General features: G+C 68.8%; 17 protein-coding genes. 9 read left to right on the top strand and 8 right to left on the bottom strand.

What is annotated here, in order from left to right; all coding sequences use genetic code 11:
* On the bottom strand, positions 1-201 hold a 201-nt coding region (gene rlmJ / locus AC3WQR_RS26110), incomplete at its 3' end, for a 23S rRNA (adenine(2030)-N(6))-methyltransferase RlmJ (RefSeq protein ID WP_492744648.1).
* A gap of 162 nt (positions 202-363) precedes the next feature.
* Between rlmJ and AC3WQR_RS26105 the strand changes: the two genes are divergently transcribed.
* The 6 genes from AC3WQR_RS26105 to mdtD all read left to right on the top strand — a co-directional run bounded on the left by AC3WQR_RS26105 (position 364) and on the right by mdtD (position 5,375).
* Positions 364-972 (top strand): hypothetical protein, encoded by a 609-nt coding sequence (locus tag AC3WQR_RS26105; protein ID WP_492744646.1) that lies wholly within the window; start codon positions 364-366, stop codon positions 970-972.
* Positions 969-2,246 (top strand): S1C family serine protease, encoded by a 1,278-nt coding sequence (locus AC3WQR_RS26100; protein WP_492744643.1) that lies wholly within the window; start codon positions 969-971, stop codon positions 2,244-2,246. The genes AC3WQR_RS26105 and AC3WQR_RS26100 overlap by 4 nt, the downstream gene beginning before the upstream one ends.
* A gap of 205 nt (positions 2,247-2,451) precedes the next feature.
* Positions 2,452-2,883, top strand: coding sequence for a 50S ribosomal protein L13 (rplM, locus tag AC3WQR_RS26095; protein WP_062479213.1), 432 nt, complete (start codon positions 2,452-2,454; stop codon positions 2,881-2,883).
* A 12-nt stretch (positions 2,884-2,895) separates the two neighbouring features.
* Positions 2,896-3,288: a 30S ribosomal protein S9 gene (gene rpsI, locus AC3WQR_RS26090; RefSeq protein WP_062479216.1), complete on the top strand. Its 393-nt coding sequence runs from the start codon at positions 2,896-2,898 to the stop codon at positions 3,286-3,288.
* A 197-nt stretch (positions 3,289-3,485) separates the two neighbouring features.
* Positions 3,486-3,851, top strand: coding sequence for an iron-sulfur cluster insertion protein ErpA (erpA, locus tag AC3WQR_RS26085; RefSeq protein ID WP_056577477.1), 366 nt, complete (start codon positions 3,486-3,488; stop codon positions 3,849-3,851).
* A 90-nt stretch (positions 3,852-3,941) separates the two neighbouring features.
* Positions 3,942-5,375 carry a multidrug transporter subunit MdtD gene (gene mdtD, locus AC3WQR_RS26080; RefSeq protein ID WP_492744641.1) on the top strand — a complete coding sequence of 478 codons (1,434 nt, stop codon included), beginning with the start codon at positions 3,942-3,944 and terminating at the stop codon, positions 5,373-5,375.
* 6 nt (positions 5,376-5,381) lie between these two features.
* Here mdtD and AC3WQR_RS26075 read toward each other — a convergent pair whose 3' ends face one another.
* Both AC3WQR_RS26075 and AC3WQR_RS26070 read right to left on the bottom strand, forming a co-directional pair.
* Entirely contained in the window at positions 5,382-6,530 is a 1,149-nt protein-coding gene (locus AC3WQR_RS26075; RefSeq protein WP_492744639.1) for an anhydro-N-acetylmuramic acid kinase, read from the bottom strand.
* Positions 6,531-6,547: 17 nt separating this feature from the next.
* The gene (locus tag AC3WQR_RS26070; RefSeq protein ID WP_062479224.1) at positions 6,548-7,894 is read right to left on the bottom strand and encodes a M23 family metallopeptidase; all 1,347 of its coding nucleotides are present in this window, start codon (positions 7,892-7,894) and stop codon (positions 6,548-6,550) included.
* A 161-nt stretch (positions 7,895-8,055) separates the two neighbouring features.
* Between AC3WQR_RS26070 and tyrS the strand changes: the two genes are divergently transcribed.
* Positions 8,056-9,288, top strand: coding sequence for a tyrosine--tRNA ligase (gene tyrS, locus AC3WQR_RS26065; RefSeq protein WP_492744637.1), 1,233 nt, complete (start codon positions 8,056-8,058; stop codon positions 9,286-9,288).
* Between the two features lie 47 nt (positions 9,289-9,335).
* On the opposite strand, the gene AC3WQR_RS26060 is transcribed toward tyrS, so the two are convergent.
* Together AC3WQR_RS26060 and AC3WQR_RS26055 are read right to left on the bottom strand one after the other, a co-directional pair.
* Entirely contained in the window at positions 9,336-9,950 is a 615-nt protein-coding gene (locus tag AC3WQR_RS26060; protein ID WP_095746883.1) for an OmpA family protein, read from the bottom strand.
* Between the two features lie 4 nt (positions 9,951-9,954).
* Positions 9,955-10,446 (bottom strand): FecR family protein, encoded by a 492-nt coding sequence (locus AC3WQR_RS26055; RefSeq protein WP_370877923.1) that lies wholly within the window; start codon positions 10,444-10,446, stop codon positions 9,955-9,957.
* 148 nt (positions 10,447-10,594) lie between these two features.
* Here AC3WQR_RS26055 and AC3WQR_RS26050 point away from each other — a divergent pair, with 148 nt between their 5' ends.
* Positions 10,595-11,509 (top strand): cation diffusion facilitator family transporter, encoded by a 915-nt coding sequence (locus AC3WQR_RS26050; RefSeq protein ID WP_139706050.1) that lies wholly within the window; start codon positions 10,595-10,597, stop codon positions 11,507-11,509.
* Positions 11,506-11,949: a D-aminoacyl-tRNA deacylase gene (gene dtd, locus AC3WQR_RS26045; RefSeq protein WP_062479238.1), complete on the top strand. Its 444-nt coding sequence runs from the start codon at positions 11,506-11,508 to the stop codon at positions 11,947-11,949. Before AC3WQR_RS26050 ends, dtd begins: the two co-directional genes overlap by 4 nt.
* Here dtd and AC3WQR_RS26040 read toward each other — a convergent pair.
* The 3 genes from AC3WQR_RS26040 to AC3WQR_RS26030 are packed head-to-tail and all read right to left on the bottom strand — an operon-like array spanning position 11,921 to position 13,970.
* A complete protein-coding gene (locus AC3WQR_RS26040; RefSeq protein ID WP_492744634.1) occupies positions 11,921-12,547 on the bottom strand; it encodes a class I SAM-dependent methyltransferase in 627 nt (208 codons plus the stop codon). The two genes, dtd and AC3WQR_RS26040, sit on opposite strands and share 29 nt — an antisense overlap.
* A 12-nt stretch (positions 12,548-12,559) precedes the next feature.
* A complete protein-coding gene (ybeY, locus tag AC3WQR_RS26035; RefSeq protein ID WP_062479245.1) occupies positions 12,560-13,027 on the bottom strand; it encodes an rRNA maturation RNase YbeY in 468 nt (155 codons plus the stop codon).
* Between the two features lies 1 nt (position 13,028).
* On the bottom strand, positions 13,029-13,970 hold the full coding sequence (locus AC3WQR_RS26030) for a PhoH family protein (RefSeq protein WP_062479248.1): 942 nt from the start codon (positions 13,968-13,970) through the stop codon (positions 13,029-13,031).
* Positions 13,971-14,109: the final 139 nt, after the last annotated feature.

Genomic DNA, 14,109 nt, shown 5'->3' with positions numbered 1-14,109 from the left:
GCGCAGCACGCCGTCGGCCGCTTCGCCGCTGGTGCCGGCGTAGTCGCCGTCGAGCCGGTACAGGCCGGCGCCGGCGTGGGTGTCGACGACGGTCAGCGCGGCGTCTTTTTCAAGCAGGTGATCGAGGGTGGCAATCAGGACCGTGTGCTTGAGCACGTCGGCGTGGTTGCCGGCATGGAACGCGTGGCGGTAACTGAACATGGAATGAGGCCTGAAAAAGTGGAAAGGGGAGCGCTAGACTCGCGCGGCGCTACATTGATTTACAAAACACAACGAGGGGCAGCAATGCGAGGAGCCGGATGGCGATTTTGGGGCCTGTGCGTCGGCGCGGGTGTTTTGTCTATTTTGACGGGCTGCGCCTCCGTGACCCACGGCACCACGCAGAACGTGAAGGTCGAGACCCTGTCGCCCGAGGGCAAGGTGGTCGACGGCGCCCGTTGCCGGGTCTCGAACGACCGCAATGATGCGGTGGTGCGCTCCGGCCTGACCCTGCCGGTGCGGCGCTCGGGCGAGAACCTGAACATCGAATGCACCCAGTCCGGCCTGCCGCCGGCCCGCGGCCAGGCGATTTCGCGCGCCAATGTGGGCCTGGTCGGCAACGTGATGATCGGCGGCCTGGTCGGCGTGGCGATCGACGCCGGCACCGGGGCGGGCTTCAACTACCCGAGCTGGATCCGGCTGATCTTCGGCGAGGTGCGCAGTTTCGACCGCAGCGCGCAGACCGGCGACGAGGCGACGGTCGGCATGAAGATCGGCACGACCGAGATGGCGGCTGCGCCGGCGCCGAAGACGGCCGCGGCAGCGCCTGTGCCTGCGCCCGCGCCCGCGCCCGCCGTGGTGGCGCCTCCGCCGCCTCCCGTGGCGGTCGCACCGACCGCTCCAGTGCGCCCCGCGCCAGCCGCGCCGTCAGCGGCGCCTGACGCCCGGGTCTCGATGGACGACCTGCGCGGCCTGCTGCCTGCCAAGCCGTGAAGCCGGTCTGGACGAACCCCGCGCCGTGGCTGTGTGCCGCAGGCGCCTTGCTGGCCGCCGGCCACGCCGCCGCGCTGGAGCCCGATGCCCTGTTCGCCAAGCTGACGGGCAGCGTCTGGGCCGTGCGTACCTTCGATGCGCAGGAGCGCCCGCTGCGCGCCGGCAGCGCCGTGGTGATCGCGCCCGGCCGCCTCGTCACCAACTGCCACGTGCTCGCCAAGGCCAGCAATTTCGTGGTCAAGCGCGACAACGTCACCTACGGCGCCACGCTCGAATACCCGGACCCGGGGCGCGACCTGTGCCAGATCAAGGTCGCCAACTTCACGGCAACCCCGGTGACCCTGGCGCCCGCCGGCGGTGCGCGGGTGGGGCAGCGCGTGTACGCCATCGGCAACCCGCGCGGGCTGGAAAACACGCTCAGCGAAGGCCTGCTGTCGGGCCTGCGCGGTGGCGACGGCGAGGCGCGGCTGCTGCAGACCACGGCCGCCATCGCCCCGGGATCGAGCGGCGGCGGGCTGTTCGATAGCGACGGCCGCCTGCTGGGCATCACCACTTTTGCCGCCCGCGATGGCGGCAACCTGAACTTCGCCATGCCGGCCGAGTTCCTGGCAGAACTGCCGGCCCGCGCCCAGGCGCAGCTGGCGGCGCGGGCCCGGGAACCTGCGGGCGCTGCCGCCCGCCGGGCGGCCGACGCCGGTGGGGCGGGCATCCCGCTGACCGAGCCGCTGCGCGCCGGCGACGCGCTCGAGTACGTGCGCACGGACCGGCTGACGGGCAACCGGGCGCCGGTGATCTACCGGGTGGACCGGGTCAGCGGCGACGAGGTGTCGTTCAATGCCGGCAGCCGGATCGAGAAGACCAACGGGCAGGTGGTCGCCATCACGTCGCCGGCCGGCGGCCTGTTCGACACCGCGTCGCCGCCGGGCGGCTGGGCATTGCGCAAGGACGACATCCAGCCCGGCATGCGCTGGCAGCTCGACTACGTGACGACCACCGGCGACCGGCTGCGGCATGAACTCACCGCCTCGGTGGGCGGCGAGCAGACGATGCGTGTGGACGGGGTGGAGTTGAACGTGATGCGCATCGGCTACGAGGGCTGGATCTTCGCCTCCAGCACCACCAGCTTGCCGCTGACCGGCGCCAGCACGCGCTTTCGGGGCGCCGCCTGGTACAGCCCCGAGCTGGGCCGGGTCGTCCGTTTCGAGGGCGAATACCAGCGCGGGGTCTCCTCGGGGGCCAACGAGAGCCTGGAGCTGGTCCGCATCCAGCGCTGAGGCCCCCGGAAGCCCGGAAATTGGCCGTTTGGCCATTTCTTCATATAATCGCGGGCTTCGCAGCGTTTTTGTAGCCCCGCGGCGAAGGCATGCCAGCTGCCCTTTCATTGGGCGGAAGGCGTGAAAACCCACCTAAGAGATTCCCATCAGAGGAACGCCGACCGTGGAAAAGGGCTCGCCAAACCCTCTTTCAAGAGAAAAACTCATGACCAAAACGTTCAGCGCCAAGCCCGCTGACGTGACGCACGAGTGGTTTGTGATTGACGCGACCGACAAGGTCCTCGGACGAGTAGCCAGCGAAGTTGCTCTCCGTTTGCGCGGCAAACACAAGGCCATTTACACGCCTCACGTCGATACCGGTGACTACATCGTCATCATCAACGCCGCGCAACTGCGCGTCACCGGCGCCAAGTCGATCGACAAGGTGTACTACCGTCACTCGGGCTACCCGGGCGGTATCACGGCGACGAACTTCCGCGACATGCAGAACAAGCACCCGGGCCGCGCCCTGGAAAAGGCTGTCAAGGGCATGCTGCCCAAGGGCCCGCTTGGTTACGCGATGATCAAGAAACTCAAGGTGTACGGTGGTGCAGAGCACCCGCATACCGCCCAACAGCCCAAAGTGCTGGAACTGTAAGGAGCCTTGAGAATGATTGGTGAATGGAACAATGGCACCGGCCGTCGCAAATCCAGCGTCGCCCGCGTGTTTCTGAAAAAAGGCACCGGCAAGATCACGGTCAACGGCAAGGACATCCAAGCGTTCTTCGGCCGTGAAACCTCGATCATGATCGCCAAGCAGCCCCTGGCGCTGACCAACAACCTCGAAGCTTTCGACGTGATGGTCAACGTGAACGGCGGCGGCGAATCGGGTCAAGCCGGCGCCACGCGCCACGGCATCACCCGTGCCCTGATCGACTACGACGCTTCGCTGAAGCCCGTCCTGAGCCAAGCCGGCTTCGTGACGCGCGACGCACGTGAAGTCGAGCGTAAGAAGGTCGGTCTGCACTCCGCCCGTCGCCGCAAGCAGTTCAGCAAGCGCTGATCCCCTGCTCGTTGCGAGACAAGAAGCCGCCCTCGGGCGGCTTTTTCGTGGCCGCGTCCCCTAGGTGCCCCTGGTGGATGCGGCGCCCGACCCCACTTGCGATGGGTGCTCGCCACAGTCGGCCTGCCGAAAATGCGGCATTGCAGTAGCATCCGTCCCATTGGCCGCCCAAGCGGCCCCCCAAGGAGTTTCACCCCATGAGCGCTGTTGCCGAAAACATCCAGACCCAGATGCCCGAGCCGATCGTCTTCACCGACAGCGCGGCCGCCAAGGTCGCCGACCTGATCGCCGAAGAGGGCAATCCAGACCTGAAGCTGCGCGTGTTCGTGCAGGGTGGCGGGTGCTCGGGCTTCCAGTACGGTTTCACCTTCGACGAGATCACCAACGAAGACGACACCACCATGACCAAGAACGGTGTGTCGCTGCTGATCGACGCCATGAGCTACCAGTACCTGCTCGGCGCCGAGATCGACTACAAGGAAGACCTGCAGGGCGCCCAGTTCGTCATCAAGAACCCGAACGCCACCAGCACCTGCGGCTGCGGTTCCAGCTTCTCGGCCTGATGCCTGGATGCTGCTGACCAGCCCCCTCGAAAAAGCCGCCTCCGGGCGGCTTTTTGCTGCCTGTCGTTTTTCCGAGTCCATGCCTTCCCGATGAGCCTCGACACCGCCGTTCCCGTCGATCCGGCCCGCAAGAGCCTGCTGTGGCTCGTGGCCGTGGGCTTTTTCATGCAGACGCTGGACGCCACCATCATCAACACGGCGCTGCCCGCCATGGCCGCCAGCCTGGGCGAGAGCCCGCTGCGCATGCAGTCGGTGGTGGTGGCCTACGCGCTCACGATGGCGATGCTGATCCCGGCCTCGGGCTGGATCGCCGACCGCTTCGGCACGCGGCGCGTCTTCTTCTGCGCCATCGTGCTGTTCGCCGCCGGCTCGGTGCTGTGCGCGCTCTCGCAGGGGCTGGGGCAGCTCGTGGCGGCGCGGGTGGTGCAGGGCCTGGGCGGGGCGCTGCTGCTGCCTGTGGGGCGCCTGGCGCTGCTGCGCACGGTGCCACGCGGCGAGTTCCTGCAGGCGATGAGCTTCGTGGCCATTCCGGGGCTCATCGGGCCGCTGCTGGGGCCCACGCTGGGCGGCTGGCTGGTGCAGTACGCCTCCTGGCACTGGATCTTCCTCATCAACGTGCCGGTGGGGCTGGCGGGCTGCATCGCCACGCTGCGCTACATGCCCGACCTGCGCGGCGCCATCCAGAAGCGCTTCGACAGCGTGGGGTACGCGTTGCTGGCCTTCGGCATGGTGGCGATCTCGCTGGCGGTCGACGGCGTGTCGGGGCTCGGGCTGCGCCAGGGCGGGGTGATGGCCGTGCTGATCTTCGGTTTCGCCGCCGTGGTCGCCTACTGGCTGCGCGCGGCGCGCACACCCGAGCCGCTGTTCTCGCCCGCGCTGTTCGGCATTCCGACGCTGAGCATCGGCCTGCTGGGCAACCTGTTCTCGCGCCTGGGCAGCAGCTGCATGCCGTTCCTGGTGCCGCTGCTGCTGCAGGTGTCGATGGGCTATTCGCCGGTGCGCGCGGGGCTGATGATGCTGCCGGTGGCGCTGGCCGGCATGGCGATGAAGCGCTTTGCCACGCCGCTGATCACGCGCCACGGCTACCGCCGCGTGCTCGTGGCCAACACGGTGCTGGTCGGCTGCACCATGGCCAGCTTCGGCCTCACGGCGCCGGGGCAGCCGGTGGCGCTGCATCTGCTGCAGCTGCTGGTGTTCGGCGCGGTCAACTCGCTGCAGTTCACCGCGATGAACACCATCACCCTGAAGGACCTCGATGGCGGCATGGCCAGCAGCGGCAACAGCCTGCTGTCGATGGTGCAGATGCTGGCGATGAGCCTGGGCGTGGCCGCCGCCGGCGCGGTGCTGGCGGGCTACAACGGCGTGTTCGGCACGGCCACGGCGGTGCAGACGCTCGATGCGTTCCAGGCCACGTTCGCGACCATGGGGCTCATCACGGTGGCTTCGGCGCTGATCTTCTGGCATTTGCCGGCAGAAGTGCGGGCGGCACAGCCTGCGCAGCCGGAAGTCTCCGGCCAGGGCTGACGGGTTTCAGGCGGGGTAGATCGCGCCGAGCACCCGCGCCCCGCGCGCGCCGGTCACGCTCGCGAGGTTGCCGGGCTCGCGCCAGACGGTGCGCCGGGCCAGCCACGCGAAGGCGGCGGCTTCGACCTGCTGGGGCGGCAGGCCGTGTTCGGATGAGGCCTGCACCTGCACGCCGGGCAGCAGGGCGCGCAGGCGGGCCATGAGGTGGTCGTTGAGTGCGCCGCCGCCGCAGACGATCAGCAAGGCGCTCTCTTTTTGATAGCTTCGCAGCGCTGCCGCGCAGGTGCTGGCGGTCAGTTCGGCCAGCGTGGCCTGCACGTCGGCGGGCACCCAGGTGGCCGTGCCCAGATGGCCGGCCAGCCAGTCCGGGTGGAATAAATCGCGCCCCGTGCTCTTCGGCGGTGCCTTGGCGAAATACGGTTCGGCCTGCAATCGGGCGAGCAGCTCGGGCAGCACGCGCCCGCTGGCCGCCCACTGGCCGCCCCGGTCGAAGGGCTGGCCGAGGTGGCGCTGGCACCAGTGGTCCATCAGCGCGTTGGCGGGGCCGCAATCGAAGCCCAGCAGGGGCGCAGTGCCTGCCGGCGCGTTCGTGGCGGGCAGCAGGCTCAGGTTGGAGATGCCGCCGAGGTTCAGCACGGCGACGGGTGCGTCGGGCCGGGCGAACAGCGCCTGATGGAAGGCCGGCACCAGCGGGGCGCCCTGGCCGCCGGCCGCGAGGTCGCGGCTGCGGAAGTCGGCGACCACGTCGATGCCGCTCAGCTCGGCCAGCAGCGAAGGGTTGTTGACCTGCAGCGTGTAGCCCGTGCCGTCGAACTCGAGCGGCCGGTGGCGCACGGTCTGGCCGTGAGCGCCGACGGCGGTGACGGCGCTCGGCGCCGTGCCGGTGCTGGCCAGCAGCTGCGCGACCACGTCGGCATACACCCGTGCCAGGCCGTTGCCGGCCAGGGCCGCGCGGTGCAGTTCGTTGTCGCCGGGGGTGTTGAGCGCCAGCAGCTCGGCGCGCAGCGGGGCGGGGAAGTCGGCGCTGGCGTGGCCGATCACCGCGAGGTGGCCGTCGTCGGAGAAATCGGCGATGACGCCGTCGACCCCGTCGAGCGAGGTGCCCGACATCAGGCCGATGAAGCGTTGCTGCGGCGGCTGCGGTGCGGCGGCCATGCCCAGGGGAGCGAGGCTCAGTCGGCGCTGGCCTGGATCACCGAGAAGGCGGCGGCCAGCTCGGTGCGGGCGCCCACGGCGATGCGTTCGAAGGCCGGACGCAGGGCGGCGGTGATCGGTGCGCCGCCTTCCTGCGCGATCGTGGTCGGGTCCTGGTAGGCCCCGCCGACGCGGTATTCGAAGTGCAGGTGCGGGCCGGTGGCCCAGCCGGTGGAACCGACGGCACCGATGGTCTGGCCCTGGCTCACGCTCTCGCCGGCCTTCACGTTGATGCGGCTCAGGTGGGCGTAGGCCGTCTGCTGGTTGTTGCGGTGGTTGATGATGACGATGTTGCCGTAGCCGCTTTGCGTGCCGGCGAAATCGACCGTGCCATCGCCGACCGTGCGCACCGCGGTGCCCGTGGGCGCCGCGTAGTCGATGCCGTTGTGCTGGCGCCAGCTGTTCAGGATCGGGTGCATGCGCATCGCGAAACCGCTGGACACGCGCGAGAACTCGACCGGCGAAGCCAGGTAGGCCTTGCGCAGGCTGTCGCCGTTCGGGCGGTAGTAGCTGCCCTTCTGGCCCGCGCCCGGGGGCTGGAACCAGACGGCCTGGTGGACCTTGCCGTTGTTCTCGAACTCGGCCGAGAGCACGCGGCCGCTGCGCAGCGCCTGGCCGTCGGCTTCGAAGGTCTCGTAGACCACGGCGAAGCGGTCGCCCTTGCGCAGCGAGCGCACGTCGACGTCGCCCGCGAAGATGTCGGCCAGCTGGCTGGCCACGGCGTCGGGAATGCGCGAGTCGTCGGTGGCGGCGAACAGCGAGCTGCGGATGGTGCCACTGGCCAGGCGCGTGCCCGGCGTCAGCATGTCGCGCTCGGTGCGGGCGACAAAACCGGTGGGCGTGCGCTCGACGACGAAACGCTTGAAGCCGCCGTCGGCGTCGGGAATCCAGCGGGCGCTCAGCTTTTGCAGTTGGTTTTCCTGCGTGGCTTCGGCCGTCACGGTGCGGCCCACGCGCGCGAACAGCGCCATGCGCGCCTCGGCGTTGCCACGCACGAAGGCGGTGGCGGCGGGGTCGGAAATGCCCAGGCGCTTCATCAGCGCCTCGGCCGTGTCGCTGGAGCGCGAGACGTCGGTGCGGAACAGCGTGAAGCTGAAGTTCTCGAGCGACGCCGACTGGTCGGCGAAAGACACCGGCGCGGTGGCTTCGAGCACTTGCTGGATGGGGAGGTCGGACGCGTCGGGACCGAGCGAGGCGACCGCGAGGGTGCCGGCGCTGAGCAGCATCGCAGCGATCGCTGCGGTGATCTGCTTGGGGTACGTCCGGAATGTGTACGCCACGCGGGAAGCGAGAAGCTCCTCGGCGGCAAGGATGCCGTTGATCAAACTGTGGATTCCAACTCAGGTTCTGCAGGTCCGTGCTGCAAGGCCCAGTGCGTTCAGGGCGGCAGGAGACGGTGCGGAAAAAAAGCGCCGCTTAGAATCCGGCGCTTGAAAAGTCGGGCTGAGTATAGCTTCGGCCACCGGAAAAACCGCCAAAAAAGCCCATGAACGCCGAATCTGTTACATCCACCAGCCTCTCCGATGGTGTAAGACAAGCCCTCGAAATATCCCTCCGTGGCGCTGACGAGCTGCTGCCGCAGGACGAGTGGGTCAAGAAGCTCCAGAAGGCGGAAGCCAGCGGCAAGCCGCTGCGCATCAAGCTGGGCCTGGACCCGACCGCACCGGATATTCATATCGGACACACGGTGGTGCTCAACAAGATGCGCCAGCTCCAGGACCTGGGGCACCGCGTGATCTTCCTGATCGGCGACTTCACTTCCCTGATCGGCGACCCCTCGGGCCGCAACAGCACCCGCCCGCCGCTCACGGCCGAGCAGATCCGCGTCAACGCCGAGACCTACTTCGCCCAGGCCAAGCTGGTGCTGGACGAGTCGAAGACCGAGATCCGCTACAACTCCGAGTGGAGCGACCCGCTGGGCGCGCGCGGCATGATCCAGCTGGCGGCCAAGTACACGGTGGCGCGCATGATGGAGCGCGACGACTTCAACAAGCGCTTCAAGGCCGGCCAGTCGATCTCGGTGCACGAGTTCCTGTACCCGCTGATGCAGGGCTACGACTCGGTGGCGCTTGAAAGCGACCTCGAACTGGGCGGCACGGACCAGAAATTCAACCTGCTGGTCGGCCGCCATCTCCAGCAGGAATACGGCCAGGAGCCGCAGTGCATACTTACTATGCCGCTGCTCGAAGGGCTCGACGGCGTCGAGAAGATGTCCAAGAGCAAGGGCAACTACATCGGCATCAGCGAGGACGCCAACAGCATGTTCGCCAAGGTGCTGTCGATCTCCGACACGCTGATGTGGCGCTGGTACACGCTGCTGAGCTTCCAGTCGGTGGCGCAGATCGAGGCGCTGAAGGCCGAGATCGCTGGTGGCCGCAACCCGAAGGACGCCAAGGTGGCGCTGGCCAAGGAAATCACCTCGCGCTTCCACAGCGCGGCGGCGGCCGACGCGGCGGAGCAGGATTTCATCAACCGCAGCAAGGGCGGCGTGCCCGACGAGATTCCCGAGGTGGCGCTGAGCGGCGCCCCGCTGGGCATCGGCCAGCTGCTCAAGCAAGCCAACCTGGCGGCTTCGTCGGGGGAAGGCAATCGCCTGATCGACGGCGGCGGCGTGCGCATCGATTCGGTCGTGGTGTCCGACAAGGGCCTGAAGCTGCCTGCGGGCAGCTACGTGGTGCAGGTCGGCAAGCGCAAGTTTGCGCGGGTGACCCTGAGCTGATCGCAAAAAAAGGCCCCTCGGGGCCTTTTTCAATGGGGGCAGCGCGTTCAGCGCACCTCGATGGTCACGCGCCGGTTGCGGGGCTCGTCCACCTCGTCGGCGGTCGGCACGGCCAGGTCGCGTTCGCCGCGGCCCACGGCCTCGATGCGGTTCGCCGGGAACTGGCGCTCCACGAACAGCTGCACCACTTCCTGCGCGCGGCGGCGCGACAGCTGGTCGTTTTGCTCGCCGGCACCCTTGGTGTCGGTGTGGCCGGTCACCACGATGTCGCCGCCGCTGCGGGCCAGCGCGGCGGCCAGCGCCTCGGTCATGATCTGCTGCGACGCCGCCGTCAGCGTGGTGGTGCCCACTTCGAAGAACACCGTGTAGCGCTGCGGAAGCGGCGGGCGCATGTCGAACAGGGGCTTGTTCTCGGCCTGGACCTTGGCCGCGTCGGCCTGGTCGACCACCGGTGCACCGCTCGCGCCCACCGCCGCCGTGGCGCGCTGGTAGGGCTTGGAGAGCACTTCTTCGCCGTCCTTGGCGCGCACCACCACAGCGGAGGGCGTGCCGTCAGCCTGGGGCAGGAGCACCACGCGCGTGCCCGGCGAGGAGCAGGCGGCCAGGAACAGGGCGACCGTGGTCGCGAGAAGAAGGGAGGAGCGGCGTAACAGTGTCTGCATCTTTTCAGGGTTGGCCGTCGGTCTGCACGATGAAGTCCGTGCCCCGAATGCCGATGGTGGCGGTCTGGGTTTCGACGCGCACGGCGTCGGGGTTGGTCTTGCCGATGAGGCCGGTGATCATGCGCATCGAGCCGCGCAGCAGCGACACCAGCATGCCGCCGTCGCGGGTGGTGCCGTCGAAGTGGAATTCCTTCAGGTCCATGCGCGAGGACGGGCCGACCATCAGCGTGGTGTTGTCGCGCAGCACGACGGCGGCCGACGAGTCCGGGCCGGTCACGATGCGATCGACCGCGCCCAGCGCGTCGCCGGGGGCCGCCGTGCGCGTGGCGCCGGCGCTGTCGAGCAGCTGGACGTTGCCGCGCACCGTCTTCACGAAGCCGGCCTGCTGGGGCGCGGCTGCTGCTGCGGGCGCCGCAGCGGGTGCCTGGGCCTGGGCCAGGGTGGCTGCGCCGACGATGGCGAGCCCGAGGGCGGCGGTCAAAAATTTCTTCATCATTTGCCTCTCTGTGACTGATTGCTTCGCAATGAGCGCAAATATTAAGGCGAAGGCGTTACATATGGTCACGCGGCTGATAATTCAACCGATTCCTGCGACGTAATGCCCGCCCGCACAGGCCCTTTTTACCTGATCTTGTTCTTTCTGCATGACGTTGACCCCTAAAACGCTGCTTCGCGTCTCCGTCGCGGTGGCCCTGCTCACCATCCTCCTGAAGGGATGGGCCGGCTACCTGACGAACTCGATGGGCCTGATTTCGGACGCCATGGAGTCCTGCGTGAACCTCGCCAGCGCGATGTTCGCGCTGGCCATGGTGACCATCGCCGAGCGCCCGGCCGACGAGGACCATCCCTACGGCCACCACAAGGCCGAGTACTTCTCGTCCGGCTTCGAGGGCCTGCTGATCGTGGCCGCCGCCGTCGCCATCCTGTGGGTGTCGGTGCTGCGGCTGCTGTCGCCGCAGCCGCTGGAGCAACTGGGCTGGGGCCTGGCGCTGTCGGTGATCAGCTCGGGCTTCAACGCGGCGCTGGCGTTCGTGCTGTTCCGGGCGGCGCGCGCGCACCGCTCCATCGCCCTGGAGGCCGACGGGCGTCACCTGATGACCGACGTCTGGACTTCGGTCGGCGTGCTGGTCGGCATCGTGGCCGTGCATTTCAGCGGCTGGCTCTGGCTCGATCCGCTGATCGCCATCGGCGTGGCGCTCAACATCGTGCGCGAGGGCTTCAAGCTCGTGTGGCGCTCGTCGCAGGGCCTGATGGACGAGGCGCTCGACGCCGAGACGCTCGCCACCGTGCGCGCCACGCTCGACGCCTTCGCCGCCAACCATGCCGAGGGCGACCGGCTGCGCTTCGACGACATGGTGACGCGCGGTGCCGGCCAGCGCCGCTTTGCCGACCTGCACATGCACGTGCCCGGCGACTGGACCCTGCAGCGCGCCGCCAACCTGCGCGACGAACTGGAGCAGTCGCTCATGGACGCCGTGCCCGGCCTGCGCGTGACCATCCAACTGCTGCCGCTCACCATGGAAGCGCGCGCCACCCGACTCGAGGACCACCATTCATGAAAGCCGTGCTCCAGCGCGTTGCCCACGCCCGCGTCGACATCGCTGGCCAGACCGTCGGCGCCATCGAGGCCGGCCTGCTGGTGCTGCTGTGCGCCGAACGCGGCGACGGCGACAGCGTGGCCGACCGCCTGCTCGCCAAGATCCTCAAGCTGCGCATCTTCTCGGACGAGGCCGGCAAGATGAACCGCAGCGTGCAGGACATCGGCGGCGGCCTGCTGGTCGTGAGCCAGTTCACGCTGGCCGCCGACGTGAGCGGTGGCAACCGCCCCAGCTTCACGCTCGCGGCGCCGCCCGACGAGGGCCGCCGGCTCTACGAGTACTTCGTGGCGCAGGCGCGCGGCGCGCACCCGGTGGTGGCGACGGGCGAGTTCGGTGCCGACATGCAGGTGCACCTGCTGAACGACGGGCCGGTCACGATCCCTCTGCAGATGACGGCGTGAACGGCGCGGGGCGGATCACCGCTTCCCACGCCACCTTCGGTTCGTCGTAGCGCAGCACGCGCACCTCCTCGAGGTGCTGCAGTTGCCAGCCGTCGGCAAACAGCCGCTCGACCGCGGCGCGGTCGAAGAAGCGCTTGGGGAAGCCGTCCACCGCGTAGAAAAAATCTTCGTCCCGCCCGCTGGCCGACGGGCCGCGCGCGCCGTGATGCCGGTCGTTGACCGAGTTGAGGCGGCACAGCAGCACGCCGCCGGGCCGCAGCACGCGGTGGATGCGCCGCACCAGCGCCAGCGTCTCGTCCCACGCGAAGTAGTGCAGCGACAGGCTCGCGAGCACGGCGCCGACCGGGGCGCCCTCCGCCAGCGGCCATGCGTCGCGGAAGTCGCCGCAATGGAACTCGGCCCCTGCGGGCACGCGTTGCCGCGCCTGCGCCAGGGCGTCGGACGACAGCTCGACCGCCACCACCCGCAAGCCGGCCTCGACCAGCGTGGCGGTGTCGCGACCGGCCGCACAGCCCAGTTCAAGCACCGGCCCGTCGCCGGCGCATGCGCGCAGCAGCGGCAGCCAGCGCGGCAGCCAGGGGTCGGTGCCCGACGCCATCGCGGCCTCCGCTCAGCGCCCGTACGGGCTGCGAATGCCCAGGCCCGCGAGGATCTCGATTTCGTACGCTTCCATCTCGTCCGCGTCGGCTTCGCTGGTCTCGTGGTCCCAGCCCTGCGCGTGCAGCGTGCCATGCACCAGCAGGTGCGCGTAGTGCGCGGCGAGGGTCTTGCGGTTTTCCTTGGCCTCGCGCGCCACCACGGGCGCGCACAGCACCAGGTCGGCCATCACGACCGGGCCCTGCGCATAGTCGAAGGTGAGCACGTTGGTGGCGTAGTCCTTGCCGCGGAACTCGCGGTTCAGGCGCTGGCCTTCTTCGGCATCGACGATGCGCACGGTGATCTCTCCGTCGATGTCCAGCGCGTGGCGAATCCAGCGGTTCACGCTGTGGCGCGGCAGCGCGGCGCGATGGCGTTCCACGCCCTTGAAGCGCCCGAACTGCAGCGACAGCGACAGGGCCGGAAGCAGGGAGGCCGCCATGTCAGTGGCCTCCCGAGCGCTTGCGCTGCCCGTCGTAGGCATCGACGATCTTCGCCACCAGCGGGTGGCGCACCACGTCGGCGCTCGTGAAGTGCGTGGTCGCGATGCCGGCCACGCGCTTGAGCACGCGCTCGGCGTCGATCAGTCCGCTGAGCTGCTGCTTGGGCAGGTCGATCTGGCTCACGTCGCCCGTCACCACCGCCTTGGCGCCGAAGCCGATGCGCGTGAGGAACATCTTCATCTGCTCCACCGAGGTGTTCTGCGCCTCGTCGAGGATCACGAAAGCGTTGTTCAGCGTGCGCCCGCGCATGAAGGCCAGCGGCGCAATCTCGAGCACGTTGCGCTCGAAGGCCTTCTGCACCTTCTCGTAGCCCATGAGGTCGTACAGCGCGTCGTACAGCGGGCGCAGGTAGGGGTCGACCTTCTGCGTCAGGTCGCCCGGCAGAAAGCCCAGGCGCTCGCCCGCTTCCACGGCCGGGCGTGTGAGCACGATGCGCTGCACCGCCGCGCGCTCCAGCGCATCGACCGCGCAAGCCACCGCCAGGTAGGTCTTGCCGGTGCCGGCCGGGCCGATGCCGAAGGTGATGTCGTGCTTGGCGATGTTGTCCAGGTACAGCGCCTGCGTGGGCGTGCGCGCGCGCAGGTCGGCGCGGCGCGTGACGAGCATGGCGGCGTCCTCGTCGCTCATCGAGCCGTCGCCGGCCAGCGTGAGCTGCACCACGGCCGGGTCGATGGCGCGCTGGGCGATCTCGTACAGCGCCTGCAGCACCTCCATGGCGCGCTGCGCCGGGGCCTTGGGGCCGTCGACCTTGAACTGCTCGTGGCGGTGCGCGATCTTCACGCCCAGGGCGTCCTCGATGCGGCGCAGGTGCGCATCCAGCGGGCCGCACAGGTGGCCGAGGCGCGAATTGTTCAGGGGGGTAAAGGTGTGTCGCAGAATCACGCGGTATCCATTTCCATCTAATTGGCAGCCCATGCAAGACCAGCCACGCTCGAAAAAACGCAATCCAAGGCGGGTAACACCGCGGAACCGGCTTTGCCGGGCCGCCGGTGTTGCCCCCTTGAGGGGGGAAGCGGCTACA

It is taken from the genome of Variovorax sp. FW305-3-2-15-B-LB1 (assembly GCF_058787635.1).
Note: the sequence above shows the minus strand (reverse complement) of the source record. Positions and strands in the feature narration are given on the sequence as shown.

Coding starts and splice junctions, on each gene's coding strand:
- rplM (WP_062479213.1), top strand. CDS start 2,452: ATGACCAAAACGTTCAGCGCCAAGCCCGCTGACGTGACGCACGAGTGG.
- rpsI (WP_062479216.1), top strand. CDS start 2,896: ATGATTGGTGAATGGAACAATGGCACCGGCCGTCGCAAATCCAGCGTC.
- erpA (WP_056577477.1), top strand. CDS start 3,486: ATGAGCGCTGTTGCCGAAAACATCCAGACCCAGATGCCCGAGCCGATC.
- mdtD (WP_492744641.1), top strand. CDS start 3,942: ATGAGCCTCGACACCGCCGTTCCCGTCGATCCGGCCCGCAAGAGCCTG.
- AC3WQR_RS26075 (WP_492744639.1), bottom strand. CDS start 6,530: ATGGCCGCCGCACCGCAGCCGCCGCAGCAACGCTTCATCGGCCTGATG.
- tyrS (WP_492744637.1), top strand. CDS start 8,056: ATGAACGCCGAATCTGTTACATCCACCAGCCTCTCCGATGGTGTAAGA.
- AC3WQR_RS26060 (WP_095746883.1), bottom strand. CDS start 9,950: ATGCAGACACTGTTACGCCGCTCCTCCCTTCTTCTCGCGACCACGGTC.
- AC3WQR_RS26055 (WP_370877923.1), bottom strand. CDS start 10,446: ATGATGAAGAAATTTTTGACCGCCGCCCTCGGGCTCGCCATCGTCGGC.
- AC3WQR_RS26050 (WP_139706050.1), top strand. CDS start 10,595: ATGACGTTGACCCCTAAAACGCTGCTTCGCGTCTCCGTCGCGGTGGCC.
- dtd (WP_062479238.1), top strand. CDS start 11,506: ATGAAAGCCGTGCTCCAGCGCGTTGCCCACGCCCGCGTCGACATCGCT.
- AC3WQR_RS26040 (WP_492744634.1), bottom strand. CDS start 12,547: ATGGCGTCGGGCACCGACCCCTGGCTGCCGCGCTGGCTGCCGCTGCTG.
- ybeY (WP_062479245.1), bottom strand. CDS start 13,027: ATGGCGGCCTCCCTGCTTCCGGCCCTGTCGCTGTCGCTGCAGTTCGGG.